The organism is Paenibacillus sp. FSL H7-0323 (assembly GCF_038002725.1).
Classification (GTDB): domain Bacteria; phylum Bacillota; class Bacilli; order Paenibacillales; family Paenibacillaceae; genus Paenibacillus_AQ; species Paenibacillus_AQ odorifer.
The window spans coordinates 954,116-977,513 of the sequence record NZ_JBBODB010000001.1 but is presented as its reverse complement, the minus strand read 5'-3'; the positions used below and the strand labels follow the sequence as shown (position 1 = coordinate 977,513).

The 23,398-nt window shown below is 45.2% G+C and carries 30 protein-coding genes; 9 read left to right on the top strand and 21 right to left on the bottom strand.

Translation table 11 applies throughout. The features are described from left to right. Positions 1-40: 40 nt before the first annotated feature. The 6 genes from fabD to MHH89_RS04605 form a co-directional block, all read right to left on the bottom strand. Positions 41-964, bottom strand: a complete 924-nt coding sequence (gene fabD, locus MHH89_RS04630) for an ACP S-malonyltransferase (protein WP_341086440.1) — start codon at positions 962-964, stop codon at positions 41-43. 21 nt (positions 965-985) lie between these two features. After that, complete coding sequence (locus MHH89_RS04625) at positions 986-1,975, bottom strand: beta-ketoacyl-ACP synthase III (protein ID WP_139329841.1); 990 nt, start codon at positions 1,973-1,975, stop codon at positions 986-988. Between the two features lie 8 nt (positions 1,976-1,983). After that, the gene (gene plsX / locus MHH89_RS04620; protein WP_038570599.1) at positions 1,984-2,973 is read right to left on the bottom strand and encodes a phosphate acyltransferase PlsX; all 990 of its coding nucleotides are present in this window, start codon (positions 2,971-2,973) and stop codon (positions 1,984-1,986) included. Beyond that, entirely contained in the window at positions 2,957-3,553 is a 597-nt protein-coding gene (fapR, locus tag MHH89_RS04615; protein ID WP_036686484.1) for a transcription factor FapR, read from the bottom strand. The genes plsX and fapR overlap by 17 nt, the downstream gene beginning before the upstream one ends. 358 nt (positions 3,554-3,911) lie before the next feature. Continuing rightward, positions 3,912-4,085: a 50S ribosomal protein L32 gene (gene rpmF / locus MHH89_RS04610; protein ID WP_019911234.1), complete on the bottom strand. Its 174-nt coding sequence runs from the start codon at positions 4,083-4,085 to the stop codon at positions 3,912-3,914. 69 nt (positions 4,086-4,154) lie between these two features. Continuing rightward, positions 4,155-4,667, bottom strand: coding sequence for a YceD family protein (locus MHH89_RS04605; protein ID WP_036686482.1), 513 nt, complete (start codon positions 4,665-4,667; stop codon positions 4,155-4,157). A gap of 209 nt (positions 4,668-4,876) precedes the next feature. Between MHH89_RS04605 and MHH89_RS04600 the strand changes: the two genes are divergently transcribed. After that, positions 4,877-6,115, top strand: a complete 1,239-nt coding sequence (locus MHH89_RS04600; RefSeq protein WP_341086438.1) for a nucleotidyltransferase — start codon at positions 4,877-4,879, stop codon at positions 6,113-6,115. Here the strand turns inward: MHH89_RS04600 and MHH89_RS04595 are convergent. Next, the gene (locus MHH89_RS04595) at positions 6,105-7,142 is read right to left on the bottom strand and encodes a SepM family pheromone-processing serine protease (protein WP_341086437.1); all 1,038 of its coding nucleotides are present in this window, start codon (positions 7,140-7,142) and stop codon (positions 6,105-6,107) included. The genes MHH89_RS04600 and MHH89_RS04595 overlap by 11 nt on opposite strands. Before the next feature lie 152 nt (positions 7,143-7,294). Here MHH89_RS04595 and MHH89_RS04590 point away from each other — a divergent pair, with 152 nt between their 5' ends. Next, entirely contained in the window at positions 7,295-8,521 is a 1,227-nt protein-coding gene (locus MHH89_RS04590; RefSeq protein WP_076308084.1) for a nucleoside recognition domain-containing protein, read from the top strand. Here the strand turns inward: MHH89_RS04590 and coaD are convergent. The 8 genes from coaD to MHH89_RS04550 all read right to left on the bottom strand — a co-directional run bounded on the left by coaD (position 8,499) and on the right by MHH89_RS04550 (position 14,630). Then, positions 8,499-9,011 carry a pantetheine-phosphate adenylyltransferase gene (gene coaD, locus MHH89_RS04585; RefSeq protein ID WP_076126111.1) on the bottom strand — a complete coding sequence of 171 codons (513 nt, stop codon included), beginning with the start codon at positions 9,009-9,011 and terminating at the stop codon, positions 8,499-8,501. The two genes, MHH89_RS04590 and coaD, sit on opposite strands and share 23 nt — an antisense overlap. Continuing rightward, the gene (rsmD, locus tag MHH89_RS04580) at positions 8,995-9,603 is read right to left on the bottom strand and encodes a 16S rRNA (guanine(966)-N(2))-methyltransferase RsmD (protein WP_076190033.1); all 609 of its coding nucleotides are present in this window, start codon (positions 9,601-9,603) and stop codon (positions 8,995-8,997) included. Before rsmD ends, coaD begins: the two co-directional genes overlap by 17 nt. A 362-nt stretch (positions 9,604-9,965) precedes the next feature. After that, a complete protein-coding gene (locus tag MHH89_RS04575) occupies positions 9,966-10,922 on the bottom strand; it encodes an alpha/beta hydrolase (RefSeq protein ID WP_076126107.1) in 957 nt (318 codons plus the stop codon). A gap of 230 nt (positions 10,923-11,152) precedes the next feature. After that, a complete protein-coding gene (locus tag MHH89_RS04570) occupies positions 11,153-11,257 on the bottom strand; it encodes a sporulation protein YjcZ (RefSeq protein ID WP_111503812.1) in 105 nt (34 codons plus the stop codon). Positions 11,258-11,380: 123 nt separating this feature from the next. Continuing rightward, a complete protein-coding gene (locus MHH89_RS04565) occupies positions 11,381-11,803 on the bottom strand; it encodes a hypothetical protein (protein ID WP_076126105.1) in 423 nt (140 codons plus the stop codon). 112 nt (positions 11,804-11,915) lie between these two features. Next, a complete protein-coding gene (locus MHH89_RS04560; RefSeq protein ID WP_076126104.1) occupies positions 11,916-12,200 on the bottom strand; it encodes a holin in 285 nt (94 codons plus the stop codon). Positions 12,201-12,220: 20 nt separating this feature from the next. Next, positions 12,221-13,030 (bottom strand): glycoside hydrolase family 73 protein, encoded by an 810-nt coding sequence (locus MHH89_RS04555; protein ID WP_341086435.1) that lies wholly within the window; start codon positions 13,028-13,030, stop codon positions 12,221-12,223. Positions 13,031-14,021: 991 nt separating this feature from the next. Beyond that, entirely contained in the window at positions 14,022-14,630 is a 609-nt protein-coding gene (locus MHH89_RS04550; RefSeq protein WP_076126101.1) for a pentapeptide repeat-containing protein, read from the bottom strand. 123 nt (positions 14,631-14,753) lie between these two features. On the opposite strand from MHH89_RS04550, the gene MHH89_RS04545 reads away from it, so the two are divergent. Continuing rightward, complete coding sequence (locus MHH89_RS04545; protein ID WP_076126099.1) at positions 14,754-15,134, top strand: PilZ domain-containing protein; 381 nt, start codon at positions 14,754-14,756, stop codon at positions 15,132-15,134. A gap of 114 nt (positions 15,135-15,248) precedes the next feature. Here MHH89_RS04545 and MHH89_RS04540 read toward each other — a convergent pair whose 3' ends face one another. Genes MHH89_RS04540 through MHH89_RS04520 form a run of 5 tightly spaced genes read right to left on the bottom strand, consistent with a single transcriptional unit; the run spans position 15,249 to position 18,758 of the window. Continuing rightward, positions 15,249-15,977 (bottom strand): hypothetical protein, encoded by a 729-nt coding sequence (locus MHH89_RS04540; protein ID WP_340975859.1) that lies wholly within the window; start codon positions 15,975-15,977, stop codon positions 15,249-15,251. Next, a complete protein-coding gene (locus tag MHH89_RS04535; RefSeq protein ID WP_341086434.1) occupies positions 15,971-16,672 on the bottom strand; it encodes an ABC transporter ATP-binding protein in 702 nt (233 codons plus the stop codon). The genes MHH89_RS04540 and MHH89_RS04535 overlap by 7 nt, the downstream gene beginning before the upstream one ends. A gap of 13 nt (positions 16,673-16,685) precedes the next feature. After that, positions 16,686-17,060: a GntR family transcriptional regulator gene (locus MHH89_RS04530; RefSeq protein ID WP_076101764.1), complete on the bottom strand. Its 375-nt coding sequence runs from the start codon at positions 17,058-17,060 to the stop codon at positions 16,686-16,688. A gap of 2 nt (positions 17,061-17,062) precedes the next feature. Further along, complete coding sequence (locus tag MHH89_RS04525) at positions 17,063-17,809, bottom strand: ABC transporter permease (RefSeq protein ID WP_076126091.1); 747 nt, start codon at positions 17,807-17,809, stop codon at positions 17,063-17,065. Next, positions 17,802-18,758, bottom strand: coding sequence for an ABC transporter ATP-binding protein (locus tag MHH89_RS04520; protein ID WP_081383247.1), 957 nt, complete (start codon positions 18,756-18,758; stop codon positions 17,802-17,804). Before MHH89_RS04520 ends, MHH89_RS04525 begins: the two co-directional genes overlap by 8 nt. A gap of 195 nt (positions 18,759-18,953) precedes the next feature. Here MHH89_RS04520 and MHH89_RS04515 point away from each other — a divergent pair, with 195 nt between their 5' ends. From MHH89_RS04515 to MHH89_RS04505, 3 genes are all read left to right on the top strand, one after another. After that, positions 18,954-19,325, top strand: a complete 372-nt coding sequence (locus tag MHH89_RS04515) for a hypothetical protein (protein WP_076126089.1) — start codon at positions 18,954-18,956, stop codon at positions 19,323-19,325. A gap of 151 nt (positions 19,326-19,476) precedes the next feature. Then, positions 19,477-19,848, top strand: coding sequence for a hypothetical protein (locus MHH89_RS04510; protein ID WP_076126088.1), 372 nt, complete (start codon positions 19,477-19,479; stop codon positions 19,846-19,848). A gap of 101 nt (positions 19,849-19,949) precedes the next feature. Further along, positions 19,950-20,786, top strand: a complete 837-nt coding sequence (locus tag MHH89_RS04505; protein WP_076126086.1) for a sulfurtransferase — start codon at positions 19,950-19,952, stop codon at positions 20,784-20,786. A gap of 209 nt (positions 20,787-20,995) precedes the next feature. Here MHH89_RS04505 and MHH89_RS04500 read toward each other — a convergent pair whose 3' ends face one another. Continuing rightward, positions 20,996-21,688 (bottom strand): Crp/Fnr family transcriptional regulator, encoded by a 693-nt coding sequence (locus MHH89_RS04500; RefSeq protein WP_076126085.1) that lies wholly within the window; start codon positions 21,686-21,688, stop codon positions 20,996-20,998. 171 nt (positions 21,689-21,859) lie between these two features. Between MHH89_RS04500 and MHH89_RS04495 the strand changes: the two genes are divergently transcribed. Genes MHH89_RS04495 through MHH89_RS04485 form a run of 3 tightly spaced genes read left to right on the top strand, consistent with a single transcriptional unit; the run spans position 21,860 to position 23,331 of the window. Then, entirely contained in the window at positions 21,860-22,198 is a 339-nt protein-coding gene (locus MHH89_RS04495; protein ID WP_076126083.1) for a cupin domain-containing protein, read from the top strand. Between the two features lie 16 nt (positions 22,199-22,214). Further along, entirely contained in the window at positions 22,215-22,562 is a 348-nt protein-coding gene (locus tag MHH89_RS04490; protein ID WP_076126081.1) for a cupin domain-containing protein, read from the top strand. 13 nt (positions 22,563-22,575) lie between these two features. Then, positions 22,576-23,331, top strand: coding sequence for a class I SAM-dependent methyltransferase (locus tag MHH89_RS04485; protein WP_076126079.1), 756 nt, complete (start codon positions 22,576-22,578; stop codon positions 23,329-23,331). The last annotated feature ends 67 nt before the right edge of the window (positions 23,332-23,398 follow it).

The following is a 23,398-nucleotide window of genomic DNA, read 5'->3' as shown; positions in this document are numbered from 1 at the left end:
TCGATCATATTGCTATTGATAAACAATGTTTGAACGTATCTTACAAGACAGCTTGCACACTTTCAAGCGTGTTAATGTTGATTACTTTGACTGTTTTGTCTATTTTGCGGATCAGACCTGCCAGAACACTGCCAGAACCAATTTCCACAAAAGTATCCACACCATCAGCAATCAGCCATTCAATACTGTCTTGCCAGAGCACAGGGGAGTACACCTGGCGGACAAGCAGTTCACGGATTTCTTCAGGATCCGTTACAGGTGCTGCGGTAACATTGACAATAACAGGTACAGCCGGAGCATTAAAAGTAACACTCTTCAGCTCGTCTGCCAAGCGGTCTGCCGCAGCCTTCATCATCGAAGAGTGAAAAGGTCCACTTACTTCCAGCGGAATAGCCCGCTTTCCGCCTGCTTCCTTAACACGCTGCACAACACCGTTAACCCCGGCCTGTGAACCAGAAACAACAATCTGTCCCGGGCAGTTCACATTCGCCAGTTCTACCACGCCGCTCTCCTCGGATACGCTCCGGCATAATTCTGCCAGAGCATCCCGCTCCGCACCAAGCACTGCAGCCATAGCTCCCTGTCCACCTGGAACAGCTTCCTCCATAAAACGACCGCGTAAACGCACGAGTCTTACAGCATCTCCATAGGACAATACGCCTGCCGCAACCAGTGCGCTGTATTCTCCTAGGCTATGACCAGCTACATAATCCGGCTTCATCCCTTGATCACGTAATGCTTCCAGATAAGCCACGCTTGCTGTTAGCAGAGCCGGTTGTGTATTTACGGTCTGTTTCAAATCACTGTCAGGTCCTTCAAAAATCAGCTGGCTCAGTGGAAATCCGAGCACCTCATCACCTTTTTCGAATACCGCGCGGCTGTGCGGAAGAGCTTCATATACATCTCTACCCATTCCAACTGCCTGTGCACCCTGACCGGGAAAGACAAATGCGATTTTACTCATAAGTAAGAACTCCTTCCTCTATTACCAGATCAATACGGACGCGCCCCAAGTCAAGCCACCGCCGAATCCAACCATCAGAACCGTGTCGCCTTCCTTCATGCGTCCTTCTTCCGCCGCTTCAACTAGAGCTAGAGGAATAGAAGCTGCTGATGTATTAGCATATTTATCAACATTGATTACACATTTCTCCGGTGGCAGGTCAAGCCGCTGCATAGCGGATTGAATGATACGAATATTCGCTTGATGCGGTACGAACAAATCAATATCTTCTTTACCTAATCCGGCTTTAGTAAGCACACGTTCTGTAGCTGAGCCCATAACACGAACGGCAAACTTAAACACTTCACGGCCATTCATATAGATGAAATGTTTCTTGTCTTCAACCGTCTGCTGAGATGCAGGCAAGCGCGAACCCCCAGCTTCCAGCTTAAGCAAGTTTCCTCCAGAACCTTCAGCACCCAGATCGAAGGATTGGAAACCGCGTCCCTCTGGAACTTCACCGATGATTACTGCTCCTGCACCATCGCCAAACAGTACACAGGTGTTACGATCCGTATAATCAGTGATGCGGGATAAAGTGTCCGCACCAATTATGAGTGCATTATTGTACATTCCGTTCTGAATAAAGCCAACCGCAGTAGCTAGGCTGTATACAAAACCAGAGCAGGCTGCTGATAAGTCAAAGGCCGCAGCACCTTTTGCTCCAAGTTTATCCTGCAAAATGCAGGCTGTGGAAGGAAAGGAGCTATCAGGGGTTACCGTTGCAATAATAATAAGATCCAGATCTTCGGCTTTCATGCCTGCAGAATCCAAAGCTTTAAGTGCAGCTTCATAGGCTAAATCAGAAGTTGCCTCATGTGGTGCAGCGATATGTCTTTCACGGATCCCTGTCCGACTGACGATCCATTCATCGTTAGTCTCCACTATTTTTTCTAGATCACTGTTTGTTAAAATTTTCTCAGGTACATATTTACCCGTACCGATAATCCCAACCGGCCGCAACTGTTTCATTTCGTCACTCACTTCCCGCTAATTTCCTTGGATATACTTGGCACAAGATCGGCTTGCAGAGCAATCCGCGCTTGTCTTACTGCATTTTTAACCGCATTTCCGTCTGAAGATCCGTGCCCCTTAACTACCAATCCGCTAAGACCAAGCAGCGGTGCACCGCCATGCTCTTTATAATCCATCTTGCCCTTCAGGGCTCTAAGCTCCGGCATCAGCATAGCCGCTCCAAGTTTAGTCTTCAGAGAACGGCTGAATTGCTCCTTCAGTAAAGAGAACAATGCACCCGCTGTACCCTCAAGCGACTTCAACAGGATATTACCAGCAAATCCATCGCAGACAAGCACATCGCAGTTTCCTGTCAGTACGTCGCGTGCCTCAACATTACCGATAAAATGAATGCCCGGCAAGTTCTCCAGCAGTGGATAGGCTTCTTTGGTCAGTTCGTTGCCTTTCCCAGGCTCCGTCCCTACATTTAGAAGTCCAACCCGCGGCTTAGCAATGCCATGCACTTTATTCCGATAAATACTGCCCATCAGCGCATATTGCACCAGATGTTCAGGCTTCGCATCCATGTTAGCGCCAAGATCAAGCGCAAGCACACCAACATCATCCAGCGTCGGAATCATAGGTGCCAGCGCCGGACGTTCAATCCCCTGCATACGGCCTACTACAAGTAAGCCTGTAGTCATAAGCGCCCCCGTGTTACCTGACGAAATCATAGCATCTGCTTCGCCCTCACGCACCATACGTCCAGCTACAACCATGGATGAATCTTTTTTGCGGCGAACCGCCTTAACCGGCTCTTCATCAGAACCAATAACATCTCCTGCATGCCGCACACTCAGGTTGGACGGCTTGTCCTTCAGCAGTGGCTCTAGTCTGGCTTCGTCACCTACGAGCACAATCTGCGTATCTTTCCATTCCGCGGCCGCGGACAACGCCCCCTCGACATTACATTCAGGAGCGTTGTCCCCGCCCATGGCATCAATGGCGATCAGCACTACGGTTACCCCCTTCACTATACTCTTCATTAGCGGAACGATACACTATAAAGTGGCCTTGAAATACCAATTCTTCTCCGACATAGGTGAATACGTCCACCTCTGCTTTGCCGCCTCTGCCTGCAAGTGACCGCACTTGAGCTTTAGCAATGCACTTCTCACCAAGCAGAACCATACGAACAAATCGTATGTCGGCTGAAGCAGTCAAGGCAATTTCATCGTTAATCACAGCAACCGCAAGCGAGTTGGCTTGAGCAAACACGTAGTGGCCACGGGCGATCCCATTTCTGGAAAAGACATGATCCTCACGAATTTCAAAGATCGAAATCCCGCTCTTATCGAGCTGTAAATCGACAATATCTCCGATCACTTCATCCGCAGGCAAAGAGCGCACCTGATCATAGGAATGCTCTGCCATTTGTTTCATTCTTTCACGCAGTTCTGGTATTCCCAGCTCCATCCGGTCTAACCGAATCGTCTGAATGCTCACCTTCAACTGACGAGTCAACTCCCGATCAGTTACAAAAGGATTGCCTGCAATTATATGTAGCAGCTGTTGCTGACGTTCTTTCTTGGACATCCGCTCGATAGCGGCTCACCTCCTGGCACATGCCAAGCATAAACGCCTTCGGCGCCCTAATAAGGACAGTAAGCGTTTAAGCGAGAAATATAAGACATAAAGTATAGGTGCATAACTTATACTTCCTTATATTTTAAAGAAAGCATCCGGCCGCTTGAATGGCCGCTGTTATATTAGGTCTAACAATCATAAATATTTTTTAGAACCAGGTACTAATATGTAGTATAAAGCATGCCGCACCAAAAATAAAGCATTGACTTCTGAGCGGAACATAAAGTATAGGTGCATACCCTATCTTTATTAAATTTGGACAAAAAAATAGTACCTCACCGAAGTGAAGTACTACTTATTTTTGAAACTATTGTTTGATGATTTCTCTTGCTTTGTAAGTTCCGCAAACTTTGCATACGTGGTGAGCTAGTTTCAACTCTCCGCATTGTTCACATTTCACCATGCCCGGCACAACCAACTTAAAGTGGGTGCGACGTTTGTCACGGCGTGTTTTAGACGTTCTACGTTGTGGTACTGCCATGTGTTCCACCTCCTCGTGATATTTCTGTCAGCCTGCTCCTCAGAGCAGGATGTGTTTTGTTGTAATGTTTCATTTGAAAAAGTCTTTCAACCCAGCGAGTCGAGGATCGATCACTGTGTTGTCGCAACTGCAGGTGCCTTCGTTCAAGTTCTGTCCGCATTTCTGACAAAGACCAAGACAGTCTGCCTTGCACAATACCGAATCCGGTAAGTGCAGTACGAAATTTTCTTCCACATACGGGATAAGATCCACAACCTCATCCTTGACGTAAATGAGATCCTCATCTTCGTCATCATCTGGAAGAACTGGCTGCTTAAGCCACTTGAAAGTCTCAGCAAAAGGAATGTTCAAATCACTTTTGACCTCCGTGAGACAACGTGAACATAACATGTCCACATCTCCACTCAGTTTCCCCACCACGTTCACACAATCGGTTCCCGCGGGCAGCGCTTTAAGGTCTACTGAGAGCGGAGCAACAGTTAGAATATCCTTGCGCCCTTTGACTACCTCGCTGACATCCACAACATCGTGAATATGTAACGGTTCGTCGGCATTCGCTAATTTGCGAAAGTGAATCTGCATACTTATCACTCCCAAACAAACAAAATTTATTATACCTAGTATTCTATACCTTTGTCAACCATTTTCCCTTTATATTGTTTCAGAAAATGCGGTGAATTATGATATAACTATTAGTGTAAATCAAAAGATCAGCTTGTGCTAACAGTATCTCTAGAAATCTACCCTACTAAACTCAATAAATATACCTTACTTATCGGAGGGAAGCCACAGTGACAACGGTTGGAATCATCGCAGAATACAATCCTTTACATAACGGACATGTGCATCACTTCACGGAAGCCAAAAGACTTTCCGGCGCAGAGCGCACCATCGTCGTCATGAGTGGTCCCTTTACCCAACGCGGCGAGCCGGCGGCGGTAAGCAAGCAAGCCCGGACAGAGATGGCGCTGCATATGGGCGCCGACCTCGTCATTGAGCTGCCGGTGGCTTATGCCGTCCAGCCAGCCGAGTGGTTCGCGTTCGGAGCAGTTGCACTGCTGGAAGCGACCGGGGTCGTGGACAGCTTGTGCTTCGGCTCCGAAGCCGGCACTTTGGGCTCGCTGCTCCCGCTGGCCAGATATCTGGCTGAGGAAAGCAGCGAGCTTCAGAGCGAGATCCGCCGCCGCATGGCGCTCGGAGCGAGCTTCCCCGCCGCGTACAGCGCAGCGGCGGCGGTGGCCTTTGAAGGGACTCTCCCGGAAACGGAGAGTCCCGGAGATGCAGGCGAGCTGCTGCGCCAGCCGAATAACAGCCTTGGACTGCATTATCTTATCGCCTTGCAGCGGCTGCACAGCAAGATAATGCCACTAACCATTCCGCGCACAGCAGCAGGCTTCCATGACCCATTACAAGCCGACTCTTCTATTGCAAGTGCGACGGCCATCCGCAAGCTGCTGCAAGAAGGCGGATCTCCCGCTGCTTATATGCCGGATTATAGCGTGTCCATTTTGGAAAGAGAGCATGCAGCCGGAAGGGGCCCTCTGAGCTTGGAGAGCTTCAGTATCCCGCTCCGCCATCTGCTGACCACCCATACTGCTGCCGAGTTACACGCGATCCATGATATGAATGAAGGCTTGGAGAACCGAATACTGCGGCTTTTGCCTGAGTTGGAGCAATTCTCTGTTTCAGGCCTGCTTCACGCCCTTAAGAGCAAGCGCTACACGCATACACGGTTACAGCGTCTGCTGCTACATGTTCTGTTAAATCATTCTAAAAAAGAAATGACCCCTTCCATACTAGCAGAGGGGCCCGGATATATTCGTATTCTTGGTTTTAGAGAAAGCGGACGAGCACTGCTTAAAGAGATGAAACAAAAAGCTACGTTGCCCATCGTCATGCGCCCGTCCCTTTGTTCCCATCCGCAGCTTGAGCGAGATCTTCAAGCCGCTTCCGCTTTCGCGGGAGCTTTTAAGGAACCACGCAGAATTGATATGTACCGCGATTATTTGGAACCTCCGGTCATGGTTTGACCGGCAGTTCCTCCATATACTTCAGCGCCTCATCCAGCGTAGATACAGGCACCAGCTTCATAGATGTGCCGATTTTATCAGCTTTTGCTTTGGCTTCGTCATAATTCTTAACAGGCACGAAAAAAATCTCCGCCCCTTCTCGGTCCGCAGCCACGATCTTGTGTTTCACTCCACCGATAGCACCAACTACACCCTCAGCGTTAATCGTACCCGTCCCTGCAACCCTATGGCCCTTAGTTAAATCTCCAGAAGTAAGGCGATTGTAAATTTCCATAGTGAACATTAGCCCTGCCGAAGGTCCGCCAACATTTGTATCTACAAAGCTGACAGCTTTCCCTGCTTCTTTTGGTTTTACTTTTTGAACGGCGGCAATAGTGACTCCAAAACCAGGTCGAACGGCAGCGCCCTCTTTATCCTTTATTTCAACCAACGTCACTTGTTCTTGTACTTCCTTGCCATTTCTTTGCAAAACAACAGCGACTTGATCTCCGATTTTTTTAGAGGAGAGCAGTTTAGACAGTGCTTCAGGATCGGGCACTTTTTGTTCCTCTACACTAATGATTTTGTCACCCGGCAGAAATTGTCCTTTATTACTTTCTACAGGAACCGAAAAGACGTAGAGATAATCCACTACATCCTCATATGGAATTCCCGCTGCATGATAAGCGGCCTGAACAGAATAAGACTGTGAGCTATTCATATAATAAACCTGCTCTGCAGCATATTCGTCTTCTGATTTATCCCCTAGCCGGGTTTCTTTTCGCACAACCTCTGAATTGGAATTAAAAGCAGAGGCGACCAATAAGGCCACATTAGCATAACTAGCAGACACCGTAGTCATCATAAACGTTCCTTCTTCAGCCGGATCGGCATTCTCTACCTTAATCATAGGGGCAACCTCAGATGCACTGCCTGGCTGATATACGATGTACGGGGTGTTCATAAAGACAAATACATACACGATTACTACAAACGTAAACAGATAAGCTGTGGCGCGGAAACCCGGCCGATGCTTCAGTTGCTTCACTGCTCTTCCCTTCTTTCCCGCGGCACTTTTAGGATATGAATGATTGAACTTCATTACCGCTTCGACTAGTGGTTTGGCATGATGGTTGTCTACTCTGCATAAATTGATAACACATCGTCCATGCCTTAAGTTATGAAGAGGTGATCTGAGAAATGAAAAATATTCAAATACGCCGACTAGCTACACGCTCCACACCATTTATACCCGGGATTATGGCAATCCTGACAGCCATTGCAATTATTATCTCACCGGAGAGCTCCTTTGAGGCTTCACTCCAAGGATTGAAGCTTTGGTGGACACTCGTATTCCCTGCCCTGCTCCCCTTCCTGATGCTGTCAGAGATGCTTACCGCCTCGGGTTTCGTGCATGGTTTCGGAGTGCTTCTGGAGCCATTGATGAAAAAGGTCTTTCGTCTGCCCGGTGCCAGCGGCTGGACCTTGGCACTCGGAATCACAGCCGGATTCCCCGGTGGAGCTGGAGGGGTCATGCAGCTACACAAGCAGAATAGCATTTCTGACAAGGAAGCCGCCCGACTTGCCGCACTTACACACTTCGCCAGCCCGGTAACCATGCTTATAGTAATTGGCATAGCTTTTCTACACAGTACTTCAGCAGGTTATTTCCTATTGGCCATCCACTGGATCTCTGGACTTCTAGCCAGCTACACCGATGCTCTATTAAAGGGGCGGTCAGCGAACACGAAACCAGTTGATAAGATCTCTACGGACACCAAACAGCCTTCTTTATATAGTCGCGTTCAGCTTGCAGCAACAGATGCCAGAGCAAAAGACGGACGCAGCTTCGGCAAGCTTCTCGGCGAGTCCGTCGCTAATGCCGTGCAAAGTCTGATGGTCGTGGGCGGTTACATGATTATGTTCGCTGTAGTCATCAATATCATCACTACTGTACTTCCCGCATTGCCAGCTGCTCTGCCAGCAAGCTTGCTGGAAATTCATTTAGGCGCCGACGCAATCAGCAAAGGGCTAGCAAGCATAGGAACAGGTCCCTCTAGTATGTTTGGGATAGCTTTGCTGTCTGCTGCGCTGGGCTGGAGCGGACTCTGTGCGCAACTACAGGTGCTGACCATGCTCAAACAAGCCAGAGTCAGATTTCTACCCTACGCTACGGTTCGTCTGATGCATGGACTTTATGCTTTTCTGTTAACTTTATTGCTCTGGAAACCATTGTTGGCTATCCCTAAAGCTGCTTTACCAGCACTTGCAGACTCACGCCCGACTCCAAGCGGCACCCTTAATGTAACGGACATATGGAGCTCTTTTCCACAGCTGCTAAGTCTGCAAGCCCTTCTGCTCATCATCCTGTTGGGATTATCTGCTGGAACGTATCTAGTAAGTACTATTCGCCATCGGCTCGGTTAAATTTACGCTTCATCGCTTGTTCAACCTCAGGCGTCACAAAATCAGTCACATTCCCGCCGAAGTGGGCGATTTCTTTAACAACGCTGGAACTTAAGTAGGAATATTTCGGATTAGTCATCATAAAAATCGTTTCTGCATCGGGATCCAGGCTATGGTTGATCGATGCGTTTTGCAGCTCATATTCAAAGTCAGTAACGGTACGGATACCCCGAACAATGACTTGAGCATCTTTTTGACGAACATAATTCACTAACAGATCACGGAAGCTGTCAATTTCCACATTGGGAATATCAGCGGTCGCCTGTCTTAATAGCTCTGTCCGTTCATCAACAGTAAACAGCGGGTTTTTACTCAAATTATTAAGCACCGTTACAATCAAACGGTCGAATTGCTTGGATGCGCGCCGAATAATATCCATATGTCCCATAGTCACGGGATCAAAGGTACCTGGATAAATGGCAACACGTTCTTTTCTAATTTGCTGACTCATTCTCTACCTCCTCACCAGCTTCACTTTCCTCTGCAGGATTAGTTTCATACTGGTAAATAGAAATTGTCGTTTCTCCGTATACGGCCTGACGCAGCCTATAAAATCCTGGAATGTCTTCAGGATAGGCATAACTTGATTCATGCTCCAGAACAATAATTGCGTCCTCTTGCAGCATTCCTTTTTCGACCATCATAAGCATAAGCTCATCCCCGTGCTTCAAGCGATAGGGAGGATCTAAAAAGACCAAATCAAAAATTTTCCCCCGCTTCTCCAACGCACTTAGCGCTCTCCCAGCTTCATTACGGTACACCTGCGCTTGTTCTTCCAGCTTAGTAGCCTTCAGATTGGCGCGTATCGTGTCGATACTTTTAGGATCCATATCAACAAATACGCCACTTTCCATCCCTCTGCTTAAGGCTTCGATCCCCAAACCCCCAGTACCGGCGAACAAATCCAGCACCACTCCACCTTCGAAATATGGGCCTATCATGCTAAATACAGCTTCCTTCACCTTATCGGTCGTAGGCCTTGTCCCACTTCCCGGAACACTCTTCAGTGGCCTTCCTTTTGCACTTCCCGATACCACTCTCACTGTTATTCACCCGCTCTATATCTCTGTTTGTTATGCCCAAAAGGGCATAAGTCCACGCCTATCGTAACACATTTGCGCGATGAAATAAAAAATTTGTCTAGATATGAAATAAGAAGGCGAAACAGCTTATTCAGAGAAATAAGTCATCTTAATGTATAAGATTGGACTTCCAGGGACATCATGTAATTATCGACACCACAAATGTCGTAGACAACCGCGGAGCAGGCTTACGTTTCCCCATAAGCTCTTCGTCCGGTTTCTCCTCTCCCATGAAAGGGGCCCTCGAAAGAGGGCCCCGAATTTATGTTTAACGGTATTATAAGCACGAAAAGACTACCTTTCGGCAGCCTTTTCAGCAACAACTATTTCACAAATCTTCCGATAAACTCAGAAACTACGCTCTCATACTTAACCGGATCCATGCGGAAAGCTTCTCCGTGACCCGCATTAGGAACGATGTAAAGCTCCTTCTCGACCGGACTATTTTCATATACCGTATGAACCATTTCCGTAGGAACAAAAGTATCATTATCGCCATGAATAAACAGAGTTGGCGTTTTAGATTTCTTCACCTGTTCTAAGGCCGAGGCTTCACCAAAGGAATAACCTGCCCGGATCTTTGTTAGCATACTGGTCGTATCTACAATTGGAAAGGCGGGGAGATGGTACATTCTTTTTAATTGAAAGGTAAGCTCGTCCTTCACTGAGGTATAGCCGCAATCTTCCACAATTGCTTTAACATTAGCTGGTAAATCCTCACCGCTTGTCATCATTACGGTAGCTCCCCCCATGGAAACACCGTGCAGTATGATCTGTGTATCCTCACCGTTTGCTTTCAGAACGTTCTGTATCCACTTCAGGTAATCCTTACGTTCTGGCCATCCAAATCCGATATAGTCCCCCTCACTTTCTCCATGTCCTCTGGCATCCGGCAGCAAAATATTATATCCAAGTCTCTCATAATACATTCTGGCATAACCGCTCATTTGAGTTGCATTTCCAGCATAGCCATGAGCAATAATCACTGTCTTATCGGAATGTTCAGGAGCAGCTAAATAGTACGCTTTAAGCTGTATTCCGTCATCAGAATTCATTTCCCATCTATCAAAGCTCTGGGTATCCCACCACTCTTGGTCTGCCTTCGAGGTATCTTTAGATTGTTCTACCTCTGGACTGGACTGCAGGTCAGGGCTTTCATTTAAGAAGTCCTTTGAAGCACGTGCAATAGCAACATGATAGAAATAAAAGCTTCCCACAGTTACAACAATGATTAAAAGTACAATAACAGAAGAAATTCCGATCATCATTTTTTTCTTCAAACTAGCTCTCTCCTAAATAAAATTTAACAGTATTAATCTATGTTATCAGATTAAGATAACATGTATATTTGAATATTCAAAATCATAGTATTGTAAACTCATGTTATTCACTACGTGATTAGTATTCTTTTAACTTATTATTTTATATTACCTTAATGGACAAAATATCTACAAAAAAAAAAGCCCCAAGTCGGCAAAATGCCAACATGGAGCTCTGCTATTTTAGTGATTTAGAATATGCATGCGCTTGTAATAATTACTAATAAGATGAACAAAACTAAGATTGCGCCTGTAGAAGTAAAAGCACCACCAACATGACCATATTCAGCACCCATGAGAAGACCTCCTCCGTATTTAGAATACATCATAAGATATGTAATGATCCCCTTAGAAGATTGGGCGTTCAGTTAAAAAAAAAGACCTCTACTGGGCTACCAGCGAGGTTAAAGGCTCTACAATTAATCAGAAACTAAAATACCATCAAAGCTTTCTGGGCCCACACGTACTGTACCGAGAAGATTAGAAGAAACAAATGCTGTATAAGTGAGCTGAGGTGTGATGGCTGGTAAGAAATCCGCTGCTGAAAAGGTTATTACTTGCGGAGCCAATATACTAAGAGCAAAAGTTGAAGTAGCAGAATACACTTTTGGATCAGTAGCCAAGGTTCCTCTTACAATCGTAATTGTGATGCCCACTAACGCTAGCGGAAGCGTCACTGATATCGTTCCTTTAAGGAGAACACGTGGATTGGTAGTCACTCCAGCCGTTAACAACCCAATCTGTCCAAAAAGCTGCGGCGTGTTAAGTACCGTAATAGGAATAGATATAGAGTTGGCGAGGCTGGCATTTTGAGATGTTCTAGCATCAAGGTAAGTTCCCATCGTTGCACCCCCTTTATAAATTGGCATACCATAATATATTAGTGTTCTCGATAGAATGCATAGCCACATTACCAGTGTAAAACAATTGTTTTATAAAACTCATAGGCAAGATCTATTTATCATCTTTTTTCGTCCCCTCCCTTTTATTAAAAGCTAGTTCAAACAAACCGGTCGCTGATAGTCCCGCAAGACCCCCCGCCCAGAGTCGCAGAATCAGATTCATATCAGTGAACGGGTAGGCAACTGCTCCAACCAGCAAGCCAATAGCCAACCCCACTACTGGCACAATATTCCGCGGAAGTTCAATGCTATTCTTCACAAGTTGTACAAGTGCCATTACAAAAACAGCTAGGACTGAAGCAAAGGCAAGCACACTGTTGAGAGCATCGTTATACATGTTTTTTAATCCTCCTTATTTCATTTTTTACTTCCTGTTACAAGTAAACCTGCACGGTTCAGCACTGTTAATATGCGATAGAAATCGTAACTGCCACCCGATGAAGTATCGAGAAGTCCTGCCGCAGTCGCTGCTTTCACAGCCGCCTCAGCCCATGCAGGGACATTCATGACTGCCCGATTTTCAATGAATGTCACCCGATCCGTAAGCTTATTAATCGACTGCCCCTGTTCTTGCACACCTGTTTTCAGCGTATCCCTGCTATCTGTAAGAGCTGCTATAAGAGCACGCAGTTCCTTTACTTCCGATTCTAGACTAACAAGCTTTTGCTTATCCTCTGCTGACATCTCATCATCTCCTCCCATGGATTTGTCGTCATATTGATACAGATTATAGGTATTCATAATTTGAATCAGCTTAGCTGCATAGTTCGGATCAGTAGCGTAACCAGCTGCGGCAATCTCTTGTGCGGCCACCTTGCCACTCGCACCGAGAACCTTGCTGTAAAGGTTGCGATTCCATGAGACTCCATTCACAATCAAGTCGGAATGATCCGCGATAGATTCTCCCCAGTTGTTATAGGCTCGAAAAGGGGCATTCACTTTAACAGCTTTACCGTTAATATATTCGGTAGTTTGTACAGTAATGCTGCCAGCAGGTCCACTTCCTTTGATCCCAAACAAATTATTCGCTTTCACAGTCAATCCACTGCTGCCCCAGCCTGACTCCAGAGCCGCTTGAGCAATGGTTAACGAAGCAGGAACCTTAGTGAGCTGCATGTCCTTTACAGCAAAATTCGCAATCTTCGCTATAAACTCGCCTTCTGTCATCTCATCACATCCTCTCCGTTTATTAAATGCGAGGCATCATAAAATGACTGTGCTTATCCCCTTCTAACATTGTGTTTTTACTAGATTCGAATCCAACTCGGCAACAAAAAAAAAGCCATCCCATTACCCATGAAATGACTGCTGGAGTAGCCTCAATGATCTGAACATCTAACTTCCTAATTACATCTCATTCGCTTACGAATCATCTATCGGACTCAGCTGACCTTATACGCAGCGTTAGCTCACTTTTTGGATATTAACGGACACCACAGCCGCAATTGGCACCAAAAACACTCAATAACAGGCTCTTCATATAGAATAATGTCTCTGAGGTCCGAAAGCACGCTCAAAAGGTTAAAAATATGCTAATAACGTCATCCGGGTCCTTAAGCTTCAGTGGACTGAATATGACTCGGCGGTGTAAAAGCAGCCAAACAACGATCCAAAAAAAGGAGTAGTAGTTCTCCTATTATTAGAGAACTACTACTCCTTTGTCTTTCATGACATCGACCACTGCTATCCACTATGACGTGGAGCGTCTATGTAAAATGGAGGGGTGCACTTCTCGGTAGCTCAAGCGGTGCCTTAGGTCCTGCATAATGCATCCTCAACCCCTTTCACCCGGACAATATGTAATTATTAGTAAATCTAGCTTGTGAATCCCGTAGAATTAGCGTAATATATAGTAATAATTTACTATATAGGAGGGTCTAACAGACTATGCCTTCATATTATTTTAAAGAAGTATGGACACCCTTACGCTGGGTAGGTATAAAGTTTTTTCGTGATGATGATGGATTCTTATGGATTAAATGGTGGGCAAAACCCAGAAAACGGTTACGTTAACGCATACTATTACATATGCCATAATACATAGGTTCAGCAGTTAGAATACTCATAATAATCTGCGCTGCCACCCCCTCCGCTTCAAGCATTGATTTGCTAGCGGAGGTCTTTATGATCCACGCTAGCAACTAATGCCGTCCGTTTACTAATTCCCTACTTTTGCCCCAAACGAACGTGCCAAGAGTACCGCTTGTTCAATATCCATCCGCACTCCCTGCAGATCCAGACTCTTTAAATCAATTCCTTCAACAATCGCTTCCCGCATATCCGCTCCCTTAAGTTTGCATTGAGACAATTGTACACGGCTCAAATCCGCTCCGCGCAAGTCACTTTTTTGCAAATTACAGCCCATTAAATCCGCTTCTGTAAATCGAATCCCTCGCAGATCCTGTCTGCTTAGATTAGTATGTCTTAGGTTCGTGTACGACCAGTCCCCTCCGAGTAGGGAGATCCCGTCCAAATATGCATTTGAGAAATCCGATCCTACCATCTTGCAATCTTCAAATTTAGATACAAACAAGTTCGCTCCCGTAAATTTACAATTGGTAAACGCTGAACCTTTATGGTGAGACGCATTAAGCATGGCTCCAGTAAAATCACAATCAATAAATCGGCAGCCAATAGAGTTCATCTCTTCCATAGAAGTGCCTTTGAAGGAGCATTGCTCGAATGTGCAGTTATTTAACTCACCATCCTGCAAGCTTCCTTGATCAAAATTGTGATTACGGAACGTTTCATTAAGGTATTGGTACATATAAATCTCATCACCTTCATCAGTATTAAAAAAATTAATTCTTAATTAAAAATAGCACTTTAGTAGATTGTTCTCAACATTCCCTTTCGATATAATAGCAAATAAACAACAGGGAGGAAAATTATGGATGTGTCCAGCAGGAAAGAACCATTCCGTTATGTTATGAACCATCCGCTTGAATGCTGGATTGAAGTTCCGCTTAACAATTCCGGTCCAGGTGCTGGAAAGTTAACAGAGGCTGTATTACTCGATCTTAGCCGTTCGGGTTGTAAGGTACGTACTCCTTTGAATCTTCGATTCACTGCAAGAGATACTAGGCTTATTATTCATCTTCAATTAAATGAAGAGAAGCTTCAGCTCTTATGCAGCGTCCGGTGGGGTTGGATGTTTGGGCTGGGCCAATATCAATATGGAGTTAAATTCCGCTTGGACGAAAATGAGGAAGAACGCCTAATAAGAGAGCTTGAAACATGGACCGCCACCCTTCGGGTTGAAGGTCTGTAGAACTTACCCTAACAGATGCCCTTCACTTAGAAGGACGTCTTTTTTTTGCACAAAAACGAAGACAAAGCTAAATCGCTCTGCCTCCGTTCAAAAAACTATTCCGCCAAGTTGTGGCTAGACGTCCACTCTTTTATTAACTAGCTTGATGATGACCACTATAAGAAGAACTGCTATCACCGCTTCAAACAGAAGAGGAGCTAGATTCAAATGACCCTGTATAAGCTGTATCCCATTTGCGGTATCCGTCTCATCTATGACCTCGAACTGGAATACACTTTCCCAAGCAGTGAAGTTACTTTTGAAAATAAAATACTCCAAATAGAATATTCCATTCTGTAACAAATACGCAGTGGCCAGCCCAATCCATACTCGCCCCTTAAATTTCACACTTCGTGCAACCGTAATGGAGACCATCAAGGTAAGCATGATATAACCGGCAAACCAATACGCCTGCAAGAGAACTAACAATCCCACTTTCCAGAAATTCTCCGGAAGAAATGAGGAGGGATACATTGAAAGATACACACCAAAATGGATCAAAGCTATTAAAATAATACCCAGCATTAGAGCTAAATAGAGCACTAACGGAGAAAGGACTGTGTTCAAAGTTCTTACGGGCACTAGGCGACGATTATAGGAATTTATATTGTTAAAAAAGGTTTTTGCTGCCATGACAAGAAAGATCAGTCCTGCAATAACATAAGCTATTCCGTTCAAAGTAAACCGTTCATAGTCATGCAGTTTGGTAAATCCTAACCCAATCTGTGCCAGAATTATGATTACAAAAACTGCAAGAAACTTATCCCTATCCCGTCTAAAATCATACTTCACTAGCTTTAGCATTCTGCGTACACCTCTCTGAACAGTTCGTCAATACTTTTGCCATGGCGTAGCCGAATATCCTCCACCGCAGTATGCATCAGAATTTCTCCTTCTTTTATAAAAATCACATCATCAAAGATCCGCTCAATATCCGATACTAAATGGGTTGATAAGAGAATGGTACTGTCCTCTTCATAAAACTCTACTAACGCGTTAAGAATTTTTGTTCTAGCTACCGGATCTACACCACCAATGGGTTCATCCAGCAAATAAAGGCTAGCTCGGCGTGATAGGGCAAGTGTAAGCTGTAAACGTTCATTCATCCCTTTGGACAGGTCCTTTACCTTATCTTGCGCTCTTAGTTTCATAAACTCCAACATTCGCGAGGCTTTAGTCTGATCAAAATCCGGATAGAAGTCAGTTTGGAATTTCAGAGCATCGGAAACACTCATCCAGGATTCTGTAAGCGGCTTATCAGGCATAAACGACACCACCGCTTTACTTTCTGTTCCTACAGAACCCCCAATGACGGATACACGACCAGAGGTAGTTTGTGTCAGTCCAGCGATGATTTTCATAAGTGTACTTTTGCCGCTGCCGTTACTGCCCAGCAGTCCTGTGATCTTACCCGCACTCAGATTAAAAGATACCTTGTGGAGGGCATGTTTGGATCTATATTTTTTTGTAACTTCATGAACCTCAAGTATATTTCCCAACTTGTTTATCCCCCTATTCTTTATCTTTGTTACGGATATTCTCCGCAACCGCCGCTAAAATATCTTCGCCTTGAAAGCCAAGATCCTGCATACCACGAATGAAACGATCTAGCACATCTTTGGCCATTTCTTTTTTGATGGTCAGGATAGTACCTTCATTACTTGTGACGTATCTTCCCATTCCACGCCGGGTTTCCACGATTTCTTCACGCTCCAGTTCCTGAAAAGTTCTTTGCACCGTATTCGGATTAATCTGCAGTTCACTGGCAAGTTCTCGTACTGAGAGTATTTTATCTCCCGGTTTAAGCTTGCCTGTGACGATTTCACCTTTGATGTAATTCATGATCTGTATATAAATCGGCAGGTTGTTATCGAATTCGATTGTCATGATTAAGCAACATCCCTTCGTCTAAAGACGGAGAAACCTACGAGAAGAAAGACAGCTGTGTATAAGACAAGCATCACGATAGAAAAGGTCAGTGTCATTCCAGGCATAGGTGCTCCTCCACCTTCATAAGCAGATAAATTTAAGTTTGGAAACAGAACATATTTGTAAAAATCACGAGAAATAATCAATTTGTCTATCATTAACGCAAACATAGTAGCCCCTATCGTTACTCCCGTTGAAGTGGTCAATATCCCCAGCATAAAAGCAAGTGTTCCATACACAACCGTACTAACGAGATTATACAATAGGTTTGTAAGCATCTCACTCATACCCGCTTCTCCACCACTTAGTCCAAACCACAAAGCTCCTGTTCCAAAAACGGCTATACCTCCGATGACAGTCAAAGTCAAAGCATACAACAGTACAACCACATATTTGGATGCGAGGATTGCTGTACGGCTTCTGGCGCGGATAAGCAGGAACTTGATGGTTCCTTGACTATACTCTTTTGAGACAATACCTGCTGTTCCGATAATCGCAAGAATTGTAATCACTTGCCCAATCCCTTGGGAAAGCAGCATCATTGCTGAAAAATCATAAGCTGATTCAAACAGGCCAGGTGAGACAGAATGAACTATATAACCTAACAGCAGGGATAATAGAATTAATATCAGATATGGCATAAAAAATGTGCGTTTTTTTGAGAGCTTGAGCCATTCATTCACAATCAGATTATTAAAGTTACGCAATGCGGTTTCCTCCTGTCCATTTCAAGAAATCTTCCTCAAGACTTTGTTTATTCTCCGTAATCCGAAAAATCCCCACGCCTTCATCACTAAAAGTAGATACAAGCTCCGGTACTCTGCTATCAAGCAGACTTACTGTCACTTCAGATCGCGCGCTATCCATAGAGATCAATTCTGCATAATCCAAGCGCTCCAAGATATTTATAGCGGATTCGATTGATCCTACACGGATGGTGAGCTTCACTTGTGCGGTTGCTTCCTGCTCCTCACCAATCGTAGTTACGGTCACCAGCTTACCATTCTGGATCACAATAGCCCGATGGCATATTTGTTCAATCTCAGTAAGTAAATGGCTGGAAATCAGAATAGAAATGCCTTCCACTTCGGCGATGGTACGCATATAATCACGCATTTCCCGTATTCCGGCCGGATCAAGTCCGTTCGTAGGCTCATCTAAAATCAATAACTTCGGCCGATTGAGAAGCGCCTGAGCAATCCCAAGACGTTGGCGCATCCCCAGCGAATAAGCCTTTACTTTTTTATTCATCGCTTCTTGAAGTCCTACCAGTTCTACAACCTCATCTATTCTGCCAGCCTCAATGTTATCCGTCATTCTTTGATACTGCTTCAAATTATCAAGTCCAGTCATATAGGGATAAAACTCTGGATTTTCAATTATCGCACCGATATGGCCAATCGCCTGCTTAAAATCCTTTTTCACACTGTGGCCTTGGATAATCACATCGCCTTCGCTCATCCTAATTAAACCCGTCATCATTCGAATCGTTGTGGTCTTTCCTGCACCGTTTGGACCTAGCAATCCAACAATTTCACCCTTACGGATATCAAATGTCAGCTTATCCACAATTGGTCTTCCTTTGATGATCTTACTTACCTCATTCATTTGCAGAACGATTGAATCTTGCATTTCTACACCACTCCCCTGTTTCATGCGAATCCTCCCTGCCAACTAATGTATTGTTCATTTATTATATTGTGTCAGTGTCATAGTTAAATAGTACACTAATATATTGTTGGAGTAAAGCCCAAAATAATAAATTCATGCAAATAAGGGCTTTCTATTAGACTATCAGCCAAGCCAAAAAGTTATATGAACATAGATTAGATAACAAAGGAGGAATTACAAATGAAAAAAGAAGTTCACATTTCTCAGACTTTCCCTCGCTTGACCGTGTACGATGAAGAAAACTTCAATGGACGCCGTAGAGTATATACTGGCAACCTGGGTATTCGTAATACGGACAACATCCTCGATGGTATTGAGAGCCTTCGGTTCTTCTCTACTAGCAGCAATGCTACACTGGTACTCTTCACAAGAACCCGGTTTAGAGGAAATTTCCGTGTTCTTCGCGGGAACCGCAACATTAGGGATCTGGATGATTTCATTTCAGGTAATGACGTGGAATCCATTATTTCTACTAACCAACGCTTAACCCTCGAACAAATCCGTAATATCCGCAGCAGCGGTAACTTGCCTTCGGGATATCGTTTGATCTAGGAATTGCTTACAACAACAAAAAGGAGTAATCCGGAGCCTAGCGCCCAGGTCACTCCTTTTTCCAGTCGAAACTACCGCATTCATTTATGGTAAATCTGGCGGCGAGTTGTCGAAAACGACAGTTCGTCAATCGAACTTGGAGGGATTAACCATGATTACAAAAAAAGTAACATCTGTAATATATCCTAGGCTAAGAGTGTTTAGTGAGGAGAACTTTCGGGGGCTTCGCAGAACTCTTCGCGGCAACCTGGGCATTGCAGATATAGATTCAGTCCTTACAGGAATAGAAAGCTTGCGCTTCTTCTCCACAAATCCGAACGCTACGCTTGTGTTATTCGATCGTTCTGCCTTCCGCGATAATTTCGTCATTTTGCGTGGTAACCGCAGCATCCGCGAACTGGACGACTTTCTGCGAAGAGGAGATGTCGAATCGCTCATTTCAAGCAATCAACGGCTGACCCCGGCGCAGGTTCGCACCATTCAACGTACCGGCAGCTTGCCATCAGGATATCGTTTGATCTAATTCAATGAGGACGCAGTTTAAGCCATAAGCTTAAGGTGCGCCCTCTTTTATTTTCCGCTATAATGACTCCATACATATTAAACAGGAAAGAAGGCTACTTTATGGAACCGATCGTTTCTACTCGATGGCTGCTTGCTCGGTTATACGAGCCTGAACTTGTAATAGTCGATTGCCGTTTTTTACTCACGGATCCGGAAGCTGGGCGTAAAGCCTATACGGAAGATCATATTCCCGGAGCACTTTATCTACATCTGGAAGAACAGCTTTCCGCTCCAGTAAGCGCACACGGTGGACGCCACCCACTGCCTGAGATCTCGAAGCTAACCACCGTTCTCAGCAAGGTTGGCATTAACAGAGATAGCATTGTCGTTGCTTATGATGATCAAGGTGGAGCTTACGCTTCCCGTCTGTGGTGGATGCTTAAATATTTGGGACATGAACGTGTGTATGTAATGGATCAAGGCTACTCTGCTTGGAAAAATGGTAAGTTTCCCGTCAGTGATCATCAAGCCGTGCGAATTCCTAGCCAGTATGAAGCAGATGTTCAGAAGAAGATGCTTGTTAGCATGGAAGATGTGCAAAATGTAGTTAACGACGGTGGTGCACTATTGATGGATTCCCGCGAGTCCCGCCGCTATGAAGGACTTGAAGAACCTATTGATCCGAAGGCAGGTCATATTCCCGGAGCGATCAATAAGTTCTGGAAGGATGTACTGGATGAGCAAGGGCGCTGGAAATCAACTGAGGTGCTGAAAGAGCATTATGAAGGAATTAATCCTGAGCAAGAAATTATCGTGTACTGCGGTTCAGGCGTAAGTGCCTGCCCAAATGTGCTCGCACTAGGCAAAGCCGGGTACAAGAATGTGAAGCTGTATGCAGGAAGCTGGAGTGATTGGATTTCATATGAGGAGAATCCGGTGGCTACTGGAGGAGAGTAAAATACAAGAGCCCGCGTCCGACGCGGGCTCTTGTATTTATGAGTAACTCCGATAGATAGCTAAAATCAACAAATCAAAACTCAAGTCAACAGTTAGCTAACTTTAACTACGTCTTTTATGCTGTTTAGATCGGTGAAATCCTCTCCCAATGCGCTTTCTAGCTGATTATTCCCTCTGTTTACTCCTTTTCAATGTTTGGAGAAATTATTCTAAAAATCGCTGATCCGCAGCTGATTCTCCGCGTCCAACAGCTCGAATTGATTTCGATTAAACCGGATCAGCCCGTCCTGTGCCATTCGCTGCAGCTCTCTGGACAAGGCGCTGCGGTCAACAGTCAAATAATCAGCAAGGTCGCTGCGGGTAAACGGAATTTCAAAACAGGCGGAATTGTTTTTTTTGGTCTGGAGGGCCAAATAATGCAGGATACGGTCCCGCAGCGATTTGTGGGAGACCAGATCCAGCTTTTGATAGATAGACCGGTTGTTCTCAAGCAGCAGGGCCAACATATTCTCAATGATCCGTCCCCTTAAATGGCAAGTGTCCTGGCCGGGCCGGACGATTTTATTTATTTTGATAAACAGAATCCGGCATTCCGATCCCGCCACCGCTTCGTAGCCGCTGTGCTCTTGGACAAGGCGAAGCGCCGTTTCGCCAAAGATTTCTCCATCCCCGAGTTCCGAGAAAATAAATCTCATGCCTGAGATATTATCTTTGCATAACAAAACATTTCCATGGATAATAATGCCCACCGAATCCAGAATATCGTCTTTTCTAAAAACAACCTCCTTCCGCGCAAAATCCTTGATTGTGCCCTGCAGACAGCTCAGTGCTTGCTGCACCTCCCGGTCCGCGAATCCCTTAAACAAAGTGGTGCTCTGTATCCTGCTCAGATATTTCTGCAATTTTCTCAGCCTCCTGTTGCCATGGCAACAGAGTCATGATGAATACTCTGCTACAATAAAATAAATGAGAACAATTCTCATTAGTCATTCTCATTATATCAAATTGCAGGAATCATTCAATCAAGCAATTTGGAAATAATCAAAATACTGTACTTTGAACAGGGGGATCGTATGAGTGGAATTACAGCAGGCAAGGTATTTTTCTTAACAGATATGATCAGCGTCAAGCCGCACCGGATTGCGAGCCGAACGCTGTCATTGCCCGTAGCTGCAGCCGAAACAGCAGCACAACCGGAATGGGTATTGTATGCCATGGATCAGGAGGAGACTATCAGTTCGGAGACCTCCCCCAAATCTAAAATCATCCATGTGCTGGAAGGCGAGCTTCATCTGCTGGTGGCGGCAGAGCCCTATCAATTGACAGCCGGCGCATCTGTTATCGTCCCAGCGGGCACATGGCATGATTATTCCGCCCACAGCAGCTGCAAATTTTTGCAAATCAGTATATAAAACGGAGGTATTCAAAATGGAAACAGGTTTATTTATTAAAAAACTGCCGCAATCCGCAGTCATAGATTTGAAAGAAATCATCACAATAGAGGAACAGCAGGTTTCCAGTCTGACCCTTGTACAGCGGCCAAATCTGGCAATGACCTTACTTTCGCTGGATAAAGGCTCGTCGATTGGGGGCCATTCTTCCCCGGGCGATGCCATGGTCAACATATTGTCCGGGCAAGCGGAAATTACAATTGGAGAAGATAACTACACAGTTCATGCGGGGGAGACCCTAGTTATGCCGGCCAATATTCCGCATGCCCTATACGCAACAGAGGCGTTTCAGATGCTTCTGGTTGTAGTCAAGCCGGATAATTAATGGGGTGAATGCGATGAAAAAGGAAGTAGGCCATAATTTTTTGGCGCGGCTGGGAAAAAAACGTTTGCGGCCCGGCGGCGTTGCAGCAACCAACTGGCTGATCCAGCAAGCCAATCTGAGTACGGACAGCCAGGTTTTGGAGGTAGCCTGCAATATGTGCACCACCTCCATTCAACTGGCCGGGAAATACCACTGTCAAATTACCGGCATTGATATGGACCCGCGGGCGCTGGAAAAAGCAAACCGAAATATTAAAAATGCCAATCTGGAAAACTATATCCATGTCCGGCAAGGCAATGCGATGAAGCTCCCTTTTGAGAATGAGAGCTTTGACGTTGTCATTAATGAAGCCATGCTCACGATGCTTAACCAGCCTGCGAAGGAAAAGGCAGTCGCCGAATACTATCGGGTACTAAAGCCTGGCGGCATTCTGCTAACACATGATATTACCTTTGCCAAGGAAAATATGGAAGAACATCTAGCCGAGCTTCGCCGCACCATTCACATCAATGTCGAGCCGCTGTCTGTTGGGCATTGGGCGGGATTGTTCCACTCCGCAGGCTTTAAGCAAGTAGACAATGCTACCGGTCCCATGTCCTTAATGAGTATCAATGGACTCATTCGCGATGAAGGGGTTATCGGGGCGCTGCGTATTGTGAAAAACGGGCTCAAGAAAGAGAACCGGGAACAGTTCAAAAAGATGTATACCTTTTTTAATACGACGGGTAAAGATCTGAATTATATTGCCGTTTGCAGCAGCAAAAAATAGTTGGGCGCAGGCCTATCATGTCTTATGATAGGTTTTTATTTTCACTGTAATTGAGAATAATTATCAA

Bases quoted from the DNA above. Each gene is read 5' to 3' on its own strand.
- fabD (WP_341086440.1), bottom strand. From the start codon at position 964: ATGAGTAAAATCGCATTTGTCTTTCCCGGTCAGGGTGCACAGGCAGTT.
- MHH89_RS04625 (WP_139329841.1), bottom strand. From the start codon at position 1,975: ATGAAACAGTTGCGGCCGGTTGGGATTATCGGTACGGGTAAATATGTA.
- fapR (WP_036686484.1), bottom strand. From the start codon at position 3,553: ATGTCCAAGAAAGAACGTCAGCAACAGCTGCTACATATAATTGCAGGC.
- rpmF (WP_019911234.1), bottom strand. From the start codon at position 4,085: ATGGCAGTACCACAACGTAGAACGTCTAAAACACGCCGTGACAAACGT.
- MHH89_RS04605 (WP_036686482.1), bottom strand. From the start codon at position 4,667: ATGCAGATTCACTTTCGCAAATTAGCGAATGCCGACGAACCGTTACAT.
- MHH89_RS04590 (WP_076308084.1), top strand. From the start codon at position 7,295: ATGAAAAATATTCAAATACGCCGACTAGCTACACGCTCCACACCATTT.
- coaD (WP_076126111.1), bottom strand. From the start codon at position 9,011: ATGAGTCAGCAAATTAGAAAAGAACGTGTTGCCATTTATCCAGGTACC.
- MHH89_RS04570 (WP_111503812.1), bottom strand. From the start codon at position 11,257: ATGGGTGCTGAATATGGTCATGTTGGTGGTGCTTTTACTTCTACAGGC.
- MHH89_RS04565 (WP_076126105.1), bottom strand. From the start codon at position 11,803: ATGGGAACTTACCTTGATGCTAGAACATCTCAAAATGCCAGCCTCGCC.
- MHH89_RS04560 (WP_076126104.1), bottom strand. From the start codon at position 12,200: ATGTATAACGATGCTCTCAACAGTGTGCTTGCCTTTGCTTCAGTCCTA.
- MHH89_RS04555 (WP_341086435.1), bottom strand. From the start codon at position 13,030: ATGACAGAAGGCGAGTTTATAGCGAAGATTGCGAATTTTGCTGTAAAG.
- MHH89_RS04550 (WP_076126101.1), bottom strand. From the start codon at position 14,630: ATGTACCAATACCTTAATGAAACGTTCCGTAATCACAATTTTGATCAA.
- MHH89_RS04545 (WP_076126099.1), top strand. From the start codon at position 14,754: ATGGATGTGTCCAGCAGGAAAGAACCATTCCGTTATGTTATGAACCAT.
- MHH89_RS04540 (WP_340975859.1), bottom strand. From the start codon at position 15,977: ATGCTAAAGCTAGTGAAGTATGATTTTAGACGGGATAGGGATAAGTTT.
- MHH89_RS04530 (WP_076101764.1), bottom strand. From the start codon at position 17,060: ATGACAATCGAATTCGATAACAACCTGCCGATTTATATACAGATCATG.
- MHH89_RS04520 (WP_081383247.1), bottom strand. From the start codon at position 18,758: ATGAAACAGGGGAGTGGTGTAGAAATGCAAGATTCAATCGTTCTGCAA.
- MHH89_RS04515 (WP_076126089.1), top strand. From the start codon at position 18,954: ATGAAAAAAGAAGTTCACATTTCTCAGACTTTCCCTCGCTTGACCGTG.
- MHH89_RS04510 (WP_076126088.1), top strand. From the start codon at position 19,477: ATGATTACAAAAAAAGTAACATCTGTAATATATCCTAGGCTAAGAGTG.
- MHH89_RS04505 (WP_076126086.1), top strand. From the start codon at position 19,950: ATGGAACCGATCGTTTCTACTCGATGGCTGCTTGCTCGGTTATACGAG.
- MHH89_RS04495 (WP_076126083.1), top strand. From the start codon at position 21,860: ATGAGTGGAATTACAGCAGGCAAGGTATTTTTCTTAACAGATATGATC.
- MHH89_RS04490 (WP_076126081.1), top strand. From the start codon at position 22,215: ATGGAAACAGGTTTATTTATTAAAAAACTGCCGCAATCCGCAGTCATA.
- MHH89_RS04485 (WP_076126079.1), top strand. From the start codon at position 22,576: ATGAAAAAGGAAGTAGGCCATAATTTTTTGGCGCGGCTGGGAAAAAAA.